The 17420-nt window shown below is 34.5% G+C and carries 13 protein-coding genes; 2 read left to right on the forward strand and 11 right to left on the reverse strand.

Translation table 11 applies throughout. The features are described 5' to 3' along the window. The 10 genes from leuB to AC4FQX_RS04170 form a co-directional block, all read right to left on the reverse strand. Positions 1-1095 (reverse strand): 3-isopropylmalate dehydrogenase, encoded by a 1095-nt coding sequence (gene leuB / locus AC4FQX_RS04125; RefSeq protein ID WP_491166407.1) that lies wholly within the window; start codon positions 1093-1095, stop codon positions 1-3. Continuing rightward, positions 1092-2558, reverse strand: coding sequence for an ATP-binding cassette domain-containing protein (locus AC4FQX_RS04130; RefSeq protein WP_491166408.1), 1467 nt, complete (start codon positions 2556-2558; stop codon positions 1092-1094). The genes leuB and AC4FQX_RS04130 overlap by 4 nt, the downstream gene beginning before the upstream one ends. An 18-nt stretch (positions 2559-2576) precedes the next feature. After that, entirely contained in the window at positions 2577-3284 is a 708-nt protein-coding gene (locus AC4FQX_RS04135) for a class I SAM-dependent methyltransferase (RefSeq protein WP_491166409.1), read from the reverse strand. A 41-nt stretch (positions 3285-3325) separates the two neighbouring features. Continuing rightward, positions 3326-3913 (reverse strand): 3-isopropylmalate dehydratase small subunit, encoded by a 588-nt coding sequence (leuD, locus tag AC4FQX_RS04140; protein ID WP_491166410.1) that lies wholly within the window; start codon positions 3911-3913, stop codon positions 3326-3328. 132 nt (positions 3914-4045) lie between these two features. Next, complete coding sequence (leuC, locus tag AC4FQX_RS04145; protein WP_491166411.1) at positions 4046-5443, reverse strand: 3-isopropylmalate dehydratase large subunit; 1398 nt, start codon at positions 5441-5443, stop codon at positions 4046-4048. A gap of 147 nt (positions 5444-5590) precedes the next feature. Continuing rightward, positions 5591-6661, reverse strand: coding sequence for a ketol-acid reductoisomerase (ilvC, locus tag AC4FQX_RS04150; protein ID WP_491166412.1), 1071 nt, complete (start codon positions 6659-6661; stop codon positions 5591-5593). Between the two features lie 47 nt (positions 6662-6708). After that, positions 6709-7329 carry an acetolactate synthase small subunit gene (ilvN, locus tag AC4FQX_RS04155; RefSeq protein WP_491166413.1) on the reverse strand — a complete coding sequence of 207 codons (621 nt, stop codon included), beginning with the start codon at positions 7327-7329 and terminating at the stop codon, positions 6709-6711. 9 nt (positions 7330-7338) lie between these two features. Beyond that, positions 7339-9078 carry a biosynthetic-type acetolactate synthase large subunit gene (gene ilvB, locus AC4FQX_RS04160; protein ID WP_491166414.1) on the reverse strand — a complete coding sequence of 580 codons (1740 nt, stop codon included), beginning with the start codon at positions 9076-9078 and terminating at the stop codon, positions 7339-7341. Between the two features lie 34 nt (positions 9079-9112). Continuing rightward, positions 9113-10801 (reverse strand): dihydroxy-acid dehydratase, encoded by a 1689-nt coding sequence (ilvD, locus tag AC4FQX_RS04165; protein ID WP_491166415.1) that lies wholly within the window; start codon positions 10799-10801, stop codon positions 9113-9115. Positions 10802-10804: 3 nt separating this feature from the next. Then, positions 10805-11701 carry a branched-chain amino acid transaminase gene (locus tag AC4FQX_RS04170; protein ID WP_491166416.1) on the reverse strand — a complete coding sequence of 299 codons (897 nt, stop codon included), beginning with the start codon at positions 11699-11701 and terminating at the stop codon, positions 10805-10807. Positions 11702-12591: 890 nt separating this feature from the next. Here AC4FQX_RS04170 and cls point away from each other — a divergent pair. Continuing rightward, positions 12592-14064 carry a cardiolipin synthase gene (gene cls, locus AC4FQX_RS04175; protein WP_491166417.1) on the forward strand — a complete coding sequence of 491 codons (1473 nt, stop codon included), beginning with the start codon at positions 12592-12594 and terminating at the stop codon, positions 14062-14064. 158 nt (positions 14065-14222) lie between these two features. Here cls and AC4FQX_RS04180 read toward each other — a convergent pair whose 3' ends face one another. Further along, positions 14223-15545, reverse strand: a complete 1323-nt coding sequence (locus AC4FQX_RS04180) for an NCS2 family permease (RefSeq protein WP_491166418.1) — start codon at positions 15543-15545, stop codon at positions 14223-14225. Between the two features lie 589 nt (positions 15546-16134). Between AC4FQX_RS04180 and AC4FQX_RS04185 the strand changes: the two genes are divergently transcribed. Continuing rightward, complete coding sequence (locus AC4FQX_RS04185; protein ID WP_491166419.1) at positions 16135-17187, forward strand: phage tail-like protein; 1053 nt, start codon at positions 16135-16137, stop codon at positions 17185-17187. Positions 17188-17420 lie beyond the last annotated feature (233 nt).

The following is a 17420-nucleotide window of genomic DNA, read 5'->3' on the forward strand; positions in this document are numbered from 1 at the left end:
TTAGTAGTTAATGTTTTCTTTTTCTGTAATAAATTTTAAAATAAGTTTACCCATTTCTTTCGTTCCTAATATAGAATTAGGTTGGGTAGATTCATCCGCAATATCGTTTGTTCTGAAGCCTTTTTTCAAAACCCGATTAACAGCATCGACAATCATTTTAGCTTCTTCTTTCAGTCCAAAGCTGATTTCCAGCATTAGTGCTACAGATAAAATAGAAGCCAGTGGATTTGCCAGATTTTTCCCTGCGATATCATGTGCTGAACCATGAATAGGTTCAAAAAACCCTGTACCGTCACCAATAGAAGCAGAGGCGAGCATACCCATAGAACCTGCGATTTGTGAAGCTTCGTCCGTTAATATATCACCAAATAAATTTGCCGTTAAAACCACATCAAATCGTTTTGGGTCTTTAATAAGCTGCATAGCAGCATTATCAATAAACATATGTTCCGTTTCAACTTCTGGATATTGTTTTGCAATTTCCTGAACCGTTTCTCTCCATAATCTGGAGCTTTCCAGTACATTTGCTTTATCTACAGAACAAAGTTTTTTATTACGTTGCATAGCTGCCTGATAAGCCTTATGAGCTATTCTTTCAACTTCATATTTATGATAGATCATTAAATCCGATGCCGTATTTCTGTCCTCAGAGCGTTTTTTTTCTCCAAAATAAACATCACCTGTCAGCTCCCTGAAAAACAAAATATCTGTACCTTTTAATATGCTTGATTTAATACTTGAAGCATTTAATAATTCATCAAATAGCAAGATAGGACGTAGGTTCGCATACAAACCCAGTTCCTTTCTTATTTTAAGTAAACCCTGTTCCGGTCTTATTTTTAAAGAAGGATCATTATCATATTTAGCATGACCTACCGCTCCAAAAAGTATAGCATCACTATTTTTAGCTTTTTCTAATGTTTCATCAGGTAGGGGATTACCAGTAGCTTCAATAGCTACGTGTCCCATTAAGGCTTCATCAAAAGTGAATTCATGATCAAATGCTACAGCAATTTGTTCCAGTACTGCTTTCCCCCAGATAGTTACTTCCGGACCTATACCATCTCCCGGTATTATTAGTATGTTTTTTTTCATTTTATAGTTTCCTTTTCTAATATACGTTTTGTGTTTTGTGCAATCCCGTTATTCAGGATTAGTCGATATTCAATACAGTTTGGTAACTGATTTTCAAAATGACCTACATAAATGAGAGAACGATCTTCTGCACATATACTATTTACTAAATTATTAAATAAAGCAGTCTGTTGTTGATCTAATCCCTGACATGGCTCATCAAGAATGAGTAATGGCGGGTTCTTAATAACCGCTCTAGCTAATAATGCCAGTCTTTGTTTTCCTAAAGGGAGCTGTTTTAATAAAGTATGTTCTTCCTCTTCTAATCCAAATAATACCAGTAATTGCTTTACTTTCTCACTTTGAGTAGCAGAAATAGTTCTGAATAACCCGTTGGTATCAAAGAAACCCGAAGCAATAGCTTGAAATACTGTTGATGACGGTTCAAAATACCATTGCAGTTCAGGAGATATAAAACCGATATTTTTTTTAATATCCCAGATACTTTCTCCCGTACCTCTTTTTCTCCCGAATAAATAAATATCATTTGCATAAGCCTGAGGATTATCACCATTTAAAAGACTTAATAAAGTAGATTTTCCAGAACCGTTAGGTCCTTGTAATAGCCATTTTTCTCCTCTATAAATCGTCCAGTTTATATCTTTAAGAATCTGTTTTTTTCCATATTCAATATTTATCTCTTTTAGTTTTATAACCTCATCAAAATTATAGTCCGTTCTTTTTAAGAATTCAGGTATAACCAGTAGATCTCTTTCATAAAAAGTGGCAGGATCAGTTTCTTTTGTCAGAGAAACTTTTATTTTACCCTTTTCTAATCGGGCAAATCGGTTGATACAAGCAGGCTCATCATTATCATTACTGATTAGAATAAGTTGCATTCCCAGACTACAGCACTCATTTATTAAAGTATTCAAATTCCTGCGTGTTGCAATATCAAGCCCTGTATAAGGATTATCCAAGATTAGCAATTGCGGTTTCAGAAGAAATGCTTTACATAACTGTAATTTCTTATGTTCCCCACTGGACAATTGAAGCAACGGAGCCTCTTTTCGATCAAAAAGCCCAAATGTTTTTAAAATATTCAGTCCATCCTGATACCCTTTATTTAGTTTTGCACAATAAGAAGATATTTCGTCCCATACTGTGTTACAATTTTCGGCTTCTGAACTGTTATAACGTTGTTGATAATAGAAACTAGTTGTTCCCTGTTTGTCTTTGAACGGAAACCATTGTGCCACATACAAAGTTCCCGGAGCTGACGTATCACAATAATTTATTGTGATATCATTACCAGTATGAAGTATTCCAGCAATGATTTTTGCAAGTGTTGTTTTACCACTGCCGCTGGCTCCTGTAAGTAACCATTGTTCCCCTTTATTTATTTGCCAGCACAAACTATCCAGTATCGTTTTATTACGAAATTTAAGTGTAAGATTTTCTATATGGACAAATGGTTCTGACATAATTATCTAATGTTATTTTTATTTTATTCCCCCAAAAGCTCCAAAACACATATTCTTATGTAGTATTTCAGTACTTTTAAATCCAACCTTTTTCATAAGATCCAGTTGATAGCTCATTGATCTTGGTGAATCTTCTTTAGCGATATAATCCAGTACTTTTGAACGGTATTCTTTACCCTCCAGATTTTCCAAATAATCACCATATCTTTCCCAGGTGTAATCATTCAGCATTTCGTTATCCTGTGTGATCAGATCTGAGATCATTAAGCAACCTCCCGGTTTGAGCAGTTTATAAAGTTTACCGAATGTTGTTTCCCAGTCCTTATCATCTCGCAGATGATGCAAAACCGCACCTGCCAGAATAATGTCAAAGTGATTTTCCGGTAGTTTAACCTCTCTGATGTCACCTTGTTTGATTTCTGTCTTCCCGTTGGTTTTATCTAATATTCTTTCAAAAGCTTTATTTAACATAGGTTTACTTAAATCAACCAGTGTACAGTTCAGATCAGGGAGTTTAGAAAGCATCATTATAGTATAATTTCCGGCTCCACAGCCAATGTCCAGTAAATTTTCGGCATTAGGCACAATTCTTTTAGAAGCTTCTGTGATAAGCTCTAATGATATTTTTGCATCAATAGTTGAGATTTGTCCTGTATCAAGATTTGAAAATCGTTCTACATCATTGTCAAATCGTTCTTTTATTTCTGCTACTGTTGATTTGTTCATTTTGTATTTATATTGAATTGTGATCTATCTCCTGTTTAATATTAAGCCCTTCTTTGTTCAAAAGATTCTATTGCTTCTTTTTGGTTTAATATAAAATCAATATCATCATAACCATTTAATAAGCAGGATTTTTTATATGGATTTATTTCAAACGTTTCTTCATCATTCGTAGATTCGATCTTTACAATTTGTTGTTGTAAATCTACCAATAACTGTGTTTCAGGATTCTGAGCTACAGCACTGAATATTTTCTGAAGGAATACATCAGATACCTGAATAGGTAATAATCCGTTGTTGAGTGCATTACCTTTAAATATATCCGCAAAAAAACTACTTATTACAACCTGAAAACCATAATCCTGAATTGCCCACGCAGCATGCTCTCTGCTACTTCCGCAACCAAAGTTTTTTCCTGCAACCAGTATTTCCCCTTTATATAGAGAATTATTTAATACAAAATCTGCTCTTTTATTTCCATTGCTTTCATAGCGCCAGTCACAAAATAGATTTTCGCCAAAACCTTCACGTGTTGTTGCTTTTAAAAATCTTGCCGGAATGATCTGATCCGTATCAATATTTTCAATAGGTAGCGGTACTATAGATGACGTTATTTTTGAAAATTTTCTCATAAGTATAGGTTAGTTGTTTTAATATTTGTTTTTAAAAGTTTAAGGTCTTTAACCGTAATGAACGCAAAGATTTACGCAAGGTTCGCAAAGCTGTTTTGAATACTGAGTACTGTAAACTGAATACTCTACTAATTAAATCAGCGTTCTCACATCCGTGATTTTACCTGTGATTGCTGCGGCTGCGGCTGTCAAAGGGCTGGCTAGAAAAGTTCTTGAATTAGGACCCTGTCTGCCTTCAAAATTTCTGTTAGAAGTAGACACACAATATTTTCCTGCAGGAATTTTATCTTCATTCATTCCCAGACAAGCGCTACATCCCGGTTCACGTAATTGGAAACCCGCGGTTTCGAATATTTTGTCTAATCCTTCCGCAATTGCCTGTTGTTCTACCTGTTTTGATCCCGGTACGATCCATACCGTTACATTTTCTGCTTTCTGTTTACCTTTTACAAAATCGGCAACCTCACGTAAATCTTCCATTCTGGAATTAGTACAACTACCGATAAAAACATAATCAATTGGTTTTCCCAATAATAAAGAATCCCCTTTAATTCCCATATAATCAAGAGCTTTCTGGAAAGAAGGTTGTTCCGAAGAAATCTGATCTTTAGTAGCAGGAATAGGCTGACTGATACCGATTCCCATTCCCGGGTTTGTACCATAAGTAATCATTGGTTCAATATCCTCCGCTTTAAAACGTAATATTTTATCAAAAGAAGCATCCTTATCACTATATAATGTTTTCCATTTTGCAACCGCCTTATCCCAGTCGTTTCCTTTAGGTGCAAATTCTTTTCCTTTAATATAATCAAAAGTGGTCTGGTCAGGAGCAATTAAACCACCTCGAGCACCCATTTCAATACTCATATTACAAATAGTCATACGAGCTTCCATACTTAATTTCTCAATTGTAGTTCCCGCATATTCAATAAAATAACCTGTACCTCCTGCGGCAGAAATCTGAGAAATAATATATAGAATAATGTCTTTAGCACTTACACCTTCTTTCAAATCCCCATTTACTTCAATTTTCATTGTTTTTGGTTTCTGCTGTAATAAGCACTGTGTAGCAAAAACCTGCTCCACTTGAGAAGTTCCTATACCAAAAGCAATACATCCAAAAGCACCATGAGTAGAAGTATGACTGTCTCCGCACACTATAGTAGCACCAGGTAAAGTTATTCCCAGTTCCGGACCGATAACATGAACAATTCCCTGAAAAGGATGACCTAAGCCGTACAATTCCACACCAAATTCAGTACAGTTTTTTGTAAGCATGTCCACCTGATAACGGGATAATTCTTCTTTAATAGGTAAGTGTTGATTTAAAGTAGGGATATTATGATCTGCAGTAGCAATAGTTTGTGCAGGTCTGAATACAGGAAGTCCCCTTTTACGTAGTCCGTCAAATGCTTGAGGACTGGTTACTTCGTGAATAAAATGTGTGTCAATATATAAAATGTCCGGAAAACCTTCATCACTTTTGACGACATGATCATCCCATATTTTTTCAACTAATGTTTTTCCCATTTTGTTTCGTGTTGTAAATAACCGCCACACAAGATTTTAAGAAATATCATATTAATTTTGATTTAGGGAAGACTATAAAAGTCTATTGATATGATATTATGTATCTTTTATTCCGTGTGACGGATGTTTATATTAAACTCTAATGTATTAAGCTTTTGATTCTTCTTCTACCAGTTGATTTTCAGGACGTAAACTACGTACCGCTTTACCAGCTTGCCATAATTCGCTATCATGAAGTTCCTTTAATTCCGCATTTAGTTTCTCACGATAATCAGGCTGACTGTTTAGGTCAATAGAACGTTGAGATTCTTTACCCGTAGCAACACTATGATACAATTCTTCAAATACCGGTTTAGTAGCATCTCTAAATTTTGTCCACCAGTCTAAAGCCCCACGTTGTGCAGTAGTAGAACAGTTAGCATACATCCAGTCCATACCGTTTTCAGCAACTAAAGGCATTAAACTCTGAGTTAATTCCTCAACCGTTTCATTAAAAGCCTCAGAAGGAGAGTGTCCATTAGCACGTAATACATCATACTGAGCAGCAAAAATACCCTGAATACAACCCATTAAACTTCCACGTTCACCAGTAAGATCACTGTATACCTCTTTTTTAAAGTCTGTTTCAAATAAATAACCACTTCCTACAGCAATTCCCAAAGCAACAACTCTATCTTTTGCTTTTCCTGTAGCATCCTGGAAAATAGCATAACTGGAGTTCAGTCCACGTCCCTGTAAGAACATACGTCTTAATGAAGTTCCTGAACCTTTTGGTGCAACTAAAAATACATCTACATCAGCAGGAGGGATGATACCCGTTTGTTCATTAAAAGTAATTCCGAATCCATGAGAAAAATAAAGAGCTTTCCCTGGAGTAAGGTGTTTTTTTACAGTAGGCCATAACTCAATCTGTGCAGCATCACTTAATAAATAACAGATGATAGTTCCACGTTGTAAAGCCTCTTCAATTTCAAAAAGAGTTTCACCTGGTACAAATCCGTCAGCAACCGCTTTATCCCATGATTTAGAATTTTTACGTTGCCCTACAATAACATTTATCCCATTATCTTTTTGGTTTAATGCCTGTCCCGGTCCCTGAACACCATAACCGATAACAGCTACCGTTTCATCCTTTAATACTTCCTGTGCCTTTGATAGCGGAAATTCTTCACGCGTTACTACATTTTCTACTGTTCCGCCGAAATTTAATTTTGCCATAATTTTGGTTTTTATAATTTAGATTTACGATTTAATTTATTTTAATTTTATAAAGTGAATACTTCATTTTTCTTGTCCAGAAATTCATTTTCGACAACATCCTGTCCCGGGTCTCTTCTTTCAAATTCCCGCAGTTTAGAGTTAAAACCTTCACTACCTTTGATAATTGCAACCCGAGCACTTCTTACAAATTCAATTAATCCGTAAGGCTGTAATACTTCAATTAGTTTATCCGTTTCCTCTCTGTGTCCTGTTGTTTCAAAGACAGTATAATCTTTTCGGATAACAACCGCTCGCGCGCCATTTTCTCTTAATAAGCGTTCTACCAGTACTTTCTCAGCAATAGTTTCAGTTGGCACCTTATAAAGCGCCATTTCCTGCCAGATAATATCCTCATTAGTATTAAAATATACTTTCAGAACCTCAACCTGTTTTTCTATTTGGCGGGCAAGTTTGCGAACAACATCCTCCGTTTCATGAATCACGATATTAAAGCGATGAATATGTTCGATCTCAGAAGGAGAAGTATTTAAACTTTCAATATTAATTTTTCTTCTCGAGAATATAATTGCAATTCGGTTCAGTAAACCGATTTGGTTTTCCGTGTAAACAGTAATTGTAAATTCCTGTTTATGGTTCTCTGATTCTATATTATTTTTATCACCCATGGTCTTTTATTATTTAAGTCTTATTTCACTAACACTACAGCCCTGAGGAACCATAGGGAATACATTATGTTCTTTTACTACCATGATCTCTAACAAATAAGAGCCTTTATTTTGAAGCATTTTTTCCAAAGAAGGGATCAGATCATTTCTTTCCGTAACTTTTTTCCCCGGAATATTATAAGAATCAGCAAGCTTTACAAAATCAGGACTAGTAATATCAACAGACGAATAGCGTTTATCGCTAAATAATTGTTGCCACTGACGTACCATACCCAGAAACTGATTATTCAGAATGATAATTTTTACATCAATTCCGCTTTGCATAATAGTACCTAATTCCTGTGGATTCATCTGGAAACCTCCATCACCAATGATGGTTACAACCGTTCTGTCTTTTGCTCCGAATTTTGCTCCGATCGCTGCCGGAAGTCCAAAGCCCATTGTGCCTAATCCTCCGCTAGTAATATTACTTCTGGTACTATTGAATTTTGTATATCGGCAGGCTACCATCTGGTGTTGTCCCACATCAGTCACAATAACAGCATCCCCTTTAGTTAGTCTATTTAATTGGTTCACGACCTCTCCCATAGTTAATTCACCCGTTTGAGGATTGATTTCTTTTTCGATCAGCTCTTCTCTTTCGATTTTATCAAAAGCTCTGAATTCCTTTAACCATTCCTCATGTTTTTTAGCTTCAATAAGCACCGTCAGAGCTGGAAGAGTTTCTTTACAGTCTCCCCATACAGGAACATCCGATTTAACATTCTTATCTATCTCTGCCGGATCAATATCTAAATGAATAATTTTTGCCTGTTTAGCATATTTATCAAGACGTCCGGTTACACGATCATCAAAACGCATCCCGATAGCAATCAGAACATCACAAGCATTCGTCTGAACATTAGGACCATAATTACCGTGCATTCCAAGCATTCCTACATTCAGAGGATGATCCGTAGGTATTGCACCTGCACCAAGAAGAGTCCATGCAGCAGGAATACCGCTTTTTTCAACAAATGCCTGAAATTCTTTTTCCGCTTTGCCTAATAAAACGCCCTGTCCAAATAAAACGAAAGGTTTTTTTGCTTTATTAATCAGTGCCGCAGCCTGTTCAATATATTCAGGACGGATAGTAGGTTTAGGTCTATAGCTACGGATATGGTCACAAAGAGTATAGCCTTTATAATCAAATAACTGTAGTTGAGCATTTTTTGTAATATCAATTAATACAGGTCCTGGTCTGCCACTTTTTGCGATATAGAAAGCTTTAGCAAGAACAGACGGAATCTCATTAGCATCTGTGATCTGATAATTCCATTTTGTAACCGGAGTAGTAATATTGATTACATCCGTTTCCTGAAAAGCATCCGTTCCAAGTAAATTAGCATATACCTGTCCTGTAATACATACTAACGGAGTACTGTCTATTTGAGCGTCCGCTAATCCCGTAATTAGATTAGTAGCACCAGGACCGCTGGTTGCAAATACTACACCTACTTTGCCGGACGTACGGGCATATCCCTGTCCTGCATGAATACCTCCCTGTTCATGTCTTACCAGAATATGAGTCAACTTTTCTTTATAATCATACAACGCATCATAAATGGGCATGATAGCACCTCCGGGATAACCAAAGATAATCTCTGTACCTTCAGCAATTAGCCCCTCTAATAACGCAACAGAACCTGTAACCTGAGTTATATTTTCAGATTCGGTTAATATGGCCGCTTCTTCTTGATTTAAATTCATTTAATATTATTTTAAGGTTGGTTTTGGTCGTTTTTTAATCCGTATAAGCATCCGTTACACAGCCTTCGCTTGCATCACTTACTTGTTTAAGATATTTATATAAAACTCCGTTTTTAACAGGAGGAGGTAACTGTTTCCATTCTGCTTTACGTTTAGCAAGCTCTTCATCAGAGATATTTAACCGAAGAATATTATTTACCGCATCAATAGTTATACTGTCATTATCTTTTACAAGACCAATGTTTCCACCATCCCAGGCTTCCGGAGTGATATGACCTACTACAAATCCGTGAGTCCCTCCGGAAAAACGTCCATCCGTAATAAGAGCAACTGATTTTCCCAATCCGGCTCCGATAATAGCAGAAGTAGGTTTCAGCATTTCAGGCATTCCCGGAGCTCCTTTTGGACCAACGTGTCTGATTACTACAACATCACCGGAATGTACCTTTCCGCTCTGGATTCCGGCAATAAGTTCCTGTTCCCCGTCAAATACACGAGCAGGACCTTCAAATTTTTCCCCTTCTTTACCGCTTATTTTAGCAACAGAACCTTTCTCAGCAAGATTTCCGTAAAGCATTTGTAAGTGCCCCGTTGTTTTTAAAGGATCTTTTAAAGAACGAATTATTTTTTGTTTTTCGAAGTCAAGATCCGCAGCATTCTCAACATTTTCAGCAAGTGTTTTTCCGGTTACAGTCAAACAATCTCCATAGATAAGACCTTCCTTTAATAAATATTTCAAAACAGCAGGAATACCACCTATTTCATGAACATCTTCCATTAAATACTGACCACTTGGTTTTAAATCCGCCAATACCGGAGTTGTATCACTTATTTTTTGGAAATCTTCTAATGTTAAATTGATATTTACCGATTTTGCCATAGCAATTAAATGCAATACAGCGTTTGTAGAACCACCGATGACCATTAAAGTAACTAATGCATTATGAAATGCTTTCTCTGTCATGATTTGAGAAGGAAGGATATTTTTTTCTAACAGAATACGAATCGCTTTACCGGCATCCTCACATTCCTGTTTTTTCTCTTTGCTTAAAGCAGGGTTGGAGGAGCTGTAAGGTAAACTCATTCCTAATGCTTCTATTACAGACGCCATAGTATTGGCAGTATACATTCCCCCACAGGCACCAGCACCCGGGCAGGCATTTTTTATAACACCTTTAAAATCCTCAGCAGAAATTGTATTATTGATCTTTTTACCTAAAGCTTCAAAAGCAGAAACGATATTTAAAGATTCTCCTTTCCATTTTCCCGAATGGATCGTTCCGCCATAAATCATAATTGCAGGACGATCTAATCTGCCCATTGCGATAAGAGAACCCGGCATATTTTTATCACATCCCACTACTGCAAGCACCGCATCATACCATTGTGCATTTACTACCGTTTCTATAGAATCCGCAATAACATCTCTGGATACTAAAGAATAGCGCATTCCGTCCGTACCATTAGAAATACCATCGCTTACACCAATAGTATTAAATATTAAACCAACTAAATCCGCATCCTGCACGCCTGATTTAACATCTTTGGCAAGATCATTTAAATGCATGTTACAGGTATTTCCTTCATATCCCGTACTTACAATTCCAACCTGAGCCTTCTTTAAATCTTCTTCTGTTAAACCTATTCCATATAACATTGCCTGTGCAGCAGGTTGCGTTTCATCCTGAGTAATAACCTTACTATATTTATTTAATGTATTCATTTATTATTGTTTTGATATTAAAGTTTCTGCCGGTTCTCTTACTAACTGAGAATAGCTTTCCTGTAATTTTTTACCCAGTGAACGACTCCATTCAAGTGGAAATTTTTTATCGTCAACAGATTCGATACCTATTATTTCTGCTGCTGTTCCACAATAAAAAGCACTATCAGCGTTTTTTAAATCTTCCGGAGTGTATAATCCTTCTTTTAATTCTATTCCTGATTTTTCACACAGTTCAATAACAGTTTCACGAGTAATACCCGGTAAAATGTTGCCTTTTTGAGGAGTAAATAAAACACCATCTTTCTCAAAAAATAAATTTGCTCCCGGACCTTCTGCTAAAAAACCTTCTCCGTCCAATAATAAAGCCTCATCATAACCTTTATCTTTTGCCTCAGTTGTTGCTAAAATGGAATTAATATAATGTCCTGATACTTTTGCCTCTATTTTTGTAGAGCGTGGATGCGGTCTGCAGTAAGATGAGATTGTTATACGTAACTGCTTATCTCCTAAATAAGCGCCCCATTCCCAGGCACAGATCATTACAGATACTTTATTAGGTCTTGTAAGCCCCATATTAGGATCACAAAATACAAGAGGACGGATGTAAGCATCTGTCATATTGTTTTCTTTTAATAATTGATAAGTAGCATCTATAAGTTCTTGAGGAGTATAAGGTAAAGGGATATTGATAAGGTCACAAGATCTTTTTAATCGATCATAATGTTCTTTTTCTTTAAAAATTTGTATACCGTTTTCCGTATTGTAGGAACGGATTCCTTCAAATACGCCATATCCATAATGTAAGGTCTGACCGTATAAATCAGTTGATGATTCTGCTGCTTTTACAAATTCCCCATCAAGGAATATAACAGAGTTGTTATTGTAATACGTATTCATATAAATTGATTTTTAATTAGTTTTATTTAATAAAAAAAGCCTTTCTCAATGGTATGAGAAAGGCTTACTATAAAGACAATAATCTACCTTACTCATTCCGGAGGGCGAATAATAATGAGGATAATGACGATTATGTTTTTTACTGTTTGCATATATATTTTATAAAAAAAACCTCTGATTTTATATCGAGAGGTTTAAAAAATAATTTTTAAATATGGTTATACCATTCCCTCTCCGGATGTGATTACCACATTCAGAATAATGACAGAGAGAATAATGTATGAATTTTTCATTTTCGTTGTTTTAACTTTTGTAAATGTAGGCAAAATATTTACAAACCAACTATGTTTTCCATAAAATCATAGAAAAAAGTTTTTAAACAAGTTTTCAGACCCGTTTTTAAGTTTATTGTTAAAGTATTAAAAATTAATGAAATTGTTTGTTTTATAGCGTTTTACAAAGAGAATTATTGTATGATAATTGTTAAAATATTTTATGTGTGTGTTTAGGAAGTATTTTTGTGTTTTTATAGGAAAAGGATGTTTTTAATTCATACAATAATATAAGAAATGGAAGATAGAATAATTGATATTACAGATAAAAAGCAGATTTCAGTATACGAGAATAAACTTTTAAAAGCAATGAAGAATTCCGACGTTGTAACTTTAAACGAACTTCTGCATGAAGATTTATTGTTTAATATTTCCCTCTAAAAAGAAATAGCCATTATAAACAATGAGATGTAAGTTTTATATAACTAGAACCAGCCTTAAATATTTATATATTTGCTGATAATAACTACTATTACCGTGTTTTTAAACTATTAAGATTAGTTTGTGTTTTTTAATTGAAATTAAGAATTATAACAGGTAAGGTAATAAAAAAATTGAATGATACATTTTTTAGATCTAAATTGGAGTACACTTTTATTAGTTTTTTATTATCTTATTGTTGTATCAGTATGCTGTGTTATTATTTACAATACAAAATCTTCTTCTAAAGCAGCAGCTTATATATTATTAGCAGCGTTTGTTCCCGTTGTCGGGATCTTTATTTATTTTTCATTTGGGTTAAATCACAGAAGAAATGAAATCTATTCAAAAAAAATAACCAGTGATGAAAATCTGCATAGTCGCATTGTGAATGCTATTAATGATAACTCACAAAAGATACTTGAAGATAATAAGGAAGTATTTGGAAACTTTGGTAGTGTAGCAAAAGCAGTTCTTCAAAATGAAAATAGTCTTATTTCTAATTATAATCAGATAGACTTATTAATTAACGGTGAGCAGAAGTTTCCCCGATTTAAAGAAGATCTGAGAAAAGCACAAAAGCATATTCATCTGGAATATTATATTTATGAAAATGATATAACCGGAAATGAAATAGCCGATATTTTAATAGAAAAAGTAAAAGAAGGTGTATCTGTTCGCTTCGTATACGATGCTTTTGGAAGTTCAGGAATAAAAAAACTAGCTAAAAGATTAAAAGAAAATGGAGTAGAAGTATATCCTTTCTACGAGATTATTTTTTCTCTTTTTGCTAACAGAATAAACAATCGAAATCACAGAAAAATTTTGGTGATTGATGGGAGAGTAGGTTACGTTGGCGGAATAAATATAAGCGACAGATATATTAATAATTTAGAATTTAAAAATGAGTATTACTGGCGTGATACCAGTATTCGTATAGAAGGAGCAGGAGTATATAATCTGCAGTTCACTTTTTTAAGCGACTGGAATTTTGCTTCCGAACAATTATTAGGTCCCACAGAAGAATTTTTCCCTTCAGAATTAAGAACAGTAGATATTGGTACTAAAATTACGCAGACAGTTGCCAGTGGAGCAGATTCAAAGATAGCCTCTATTATGCTTTCCATGTCACAGACAATTATGTTAGCAAAGGAAGAAGTCTTTATAACATCTCCTTATTTTATTCCTGATGAGACTATACTCAATGCCATAAAAGTAGCCGGTTTAAGCGGAGTAGATGTAAAAATACTAGTTCCCGGAGTTTCTGATTCCAGAGTTGTAAATGCAACTTCCAGTTCTTATTACGGAGAATTAATGGAGTATGGTGTAGAAGTTTATCTTTATCAAAAAGGATTTGTACACGCAAAAACAATGGTTTGTGATGGTCAGTTAGCCATGGTAGGTACTGCAAATATGGATTATCGAAGTTTTGATCTGAATTTTGAGATCAATGCGATTGTTTATGATACTGAATTTTCAGAGCAATTAAGACAACAGTTTCTCGAAGATATAAAAAATGCAGAAAAGATAGATTTTGCTCAATGGAAGAAGAGATCTTTTATCCAAAGATTTACCGGAAGATTACTCCGTTTAGCAGCACCGCTGATGTAATTCAGTTATTCAGTTTACAGTATTCGGTCACAGTACTCATAACATCTTTGCGACTTTTCGAGCAACTAAAAACCTTTGCGAACCTTGCGGTTACTCCCACATTTTACATCTTACAAATAACCTCTCACAAAAAACTATCAATTATCAATTATTAACTATCAACTATTATAAACATAAACAGCATCCAGAATCAGTTTTATCGTAAATAGAATAGTAAGTACATATACCGTTATAGTTACCTCTTTATAGCGACCTGAAAATACTTTTATCAGGCAGTAACTCAATATTCCAAAAACAATTCCCTGTGCTATACTATACGTAAAAGGCATAAATATTATGGTTATGAAGGCAGGGAGCGCTTCGGTCATTTTATCAAAATTAATCTTTGTTACAGCAGAGAACATAAATAATCCTACAACGATCAGAGCCGGAGCAGTTGCCGAGCCGGGGATTATAGAGAATAAAGGTGCCAGAAATAAAGCTAATAAGAACATCATAGCCGTACTTACAGAAGTAAGACCCGTCCTTCCGCCCGCAGCTACTCCCGAGGCGCTTTCAACATAAGATGTGATTGTACTAGTTCCCAGAACAGCCCCTACAGTTGTTCCAAGAGCATCTGCAAATAAAGCTTTTTTTAGTTGAGGAAAATTCCCTTCCTTATCTGCTAATCCCGCTTTTGAAACAACGCCAATTAAAGTTCCTACGGTATCGAATAAATTAACGAATAAGAATGTAAAAACAACAATAACCATATCTAATGACAGAATCCCTTCCCATTCAAATTTAGCAAATATAGGAGTAATAGAAGGAGGTAAACTCACCCAGTCAGAAATACTGCCCGGCATATGTATATCTCCCAGAAAAACCCCAAAAACAGTAGCAGTAATGATTCCTATCAGTATCGCTCCGTTTATATCCAACGCCAGTAAAACCCCTGTGACTAATAAACCTAATAATGCGATCCATACATGATGATTAGATAGATGTCCCAAGGTTATAAGTGTATCCGGATTAGAATCGATTATTCCGCCACTTTTAAGTCCGATTAAGGCAATAAATAAGCCTATTCCCACCGGTATAGCTTCTTTAAGTACTAACGGCAGACTTTTTACTATTAGTTCCCGTACATTAAAAAAGGTAAGAAGAATAAAAATAATTCCTTCTATAAAAACGGCAGTTAGTGCAAATTCCCATTTATACCCCATCGACATGACTACCGTAAAAGCAAAAAAGTTATTTAAGCCCATACCCGGAGCCTGTGCAATAGGCAGGTTAGTAAAGAAAGCCATAAATAAAGTAGCGATTACTGTAGCTAATACTGTGGCTGTAAACAAAGCACCTTTATCCATTCCTGTTGTACTCAAAATATTAGGATTAACACTCAGGATATAAGACATTGTCAAAAAGGTAATAATACCCGCAATAATTTCTTTACGGACAGTTGTATTATGTTCCTTTAGTTTAAATACTTTCTCTAACATGATATGGTTTAATTATGGATTGAAAAAAATCTTTTCCTGCGTTATTATTTAAGGTGATACTTTGTTTCCTGCAATAATGAAAGAAGCCAAAATTAAGGATAATCTTTATTTTAATCTTCCATTAAGAGAATAAATATTTTTTGAAATATACTATCCTAATTTTCAAAATATAAAGAGGTATTTCAGATACTGTATATTTATTTTGATGCTATTAGGATTATTGGAATATGATTATTGTTGTGTCATTATCATATTGATTTAAGTTTACTATTTTTTTAACGAAAAGAGTATTTTAAATATAATATTTTTATAAATAAGTAGTGTTTCTGTTTGCTTTAGCCGTAATAAATAGAAATAATTCTAATAACGACTCTTAATACCCCTCTTTTTTCAATAGTATACCATTTATATTCTATCTATTTGCACCCGACTTTAGGTGTTAAAAATATAGATTTCATATAAATTATAAATATAACAAAGCAAGCAAACAGTATTAAAAAGCTTAATTAGTTAAGTTATAAGTATTATGTATATCGAATTAGTTAATAGAAAAAAGGTTGTTTATAATGTTAATTTAAAAAGTAAAAGAATGCAAAAAAGAGTACTATTATTGTTTTTTATTTTTATTGGTTATACTAACTGTTTTGCTCAGGCAAAAATAGGAGGAAATAGTCGTTTTCCTCCAAGTGAATATGCACAATTAGAAATTGTCTCCGGATCTAAAGGAGTAATCTTTCCACGTATTGGGTTATTTGATATTAAAAGACCAAAACCTATAAGTGACTATCCCAGTCTGGTACCCAGAGGTTTATTCCTTTATAATACCAGTACAGCTAGTGGTCTTCGTCCGGGTTATTATTATTGGGAGAATACTAAATGGAATAGATTACTGGATAGTGATGATCTTTTGTTTACAAATATAATTGAAAGAGGAGGAGTTGGGAATAATCATTTTACCTCAATAGTTAACGGAGTAAAAGCCTATACAAATATAATACAAAGTTCTTCCTCTTCCCTTACAAGTAAAGGTGTTTTACGGACGGTGATAAATGGAATTACTACACAGGTGGATATCGCTGTTATAGAGCCCTGGAATGTATCAGGGTTTAAGAATAATAAAGCGACCTCTAATACTGAAAATATTTATCAAATGGGAAATGTAGGTATTGGAACAGATAATCCGGCTGCAAAACTTCATGTAAAAGGAGCGGTTAAGTTAGAGGAGCTTAGGAGTTTTGTTTCTATTAATGATCCTACTACTACGGTACCGGTTCATATAGATAGGTCAACAGGAATGCTTTATTCTGGAGCCAGTGGCGTTTTTAGTCGCTCGGTTTCGGTTGGGCCGAATAGTGGTATTACTGCATCTCATAATAGTACTTTGGTGCTTTTTGCGTCAAGAGAATCGGATAGGTTTGATCTTCCAATATCTTCTAATTATAAAGATAGAGTTCTTTATTTAGTTTGTGCTACTAAATACACAGCCTGTAAATTTTCCAGAAATGTAAATATACGATTAGATGATAATGGTAATAATATTAAAGAGATTCCTGTAGGTAAAAGAGCGACTATAATAAGTGCTCTTACTTATGGTGCGTCGTCAACAAGTTATAATTGGTATGTTATAGCAAAAGATTTCTAGTTTCAAAATCTATGTTCTTCTTTAATTTAATGACATTGCGCTCACGTCAGTCGGGTAAGTAGAGATGTTTACCCGACATTATAAATAGGTATTTGAAAAGAATGTTAGAAAAGTATTAGGAAAGAATCAGTATAATAAGTACAGTTATTTTTTAAAAATGAAAATTGTTGTATTATTAGATAATTCACAAATATTGAGTTATTTTTCAATGATATGTATTTAAAAAAGAATAT

Source organism: Flavobacterium sp. AK-301 (genome assembly GCF_058310215.1).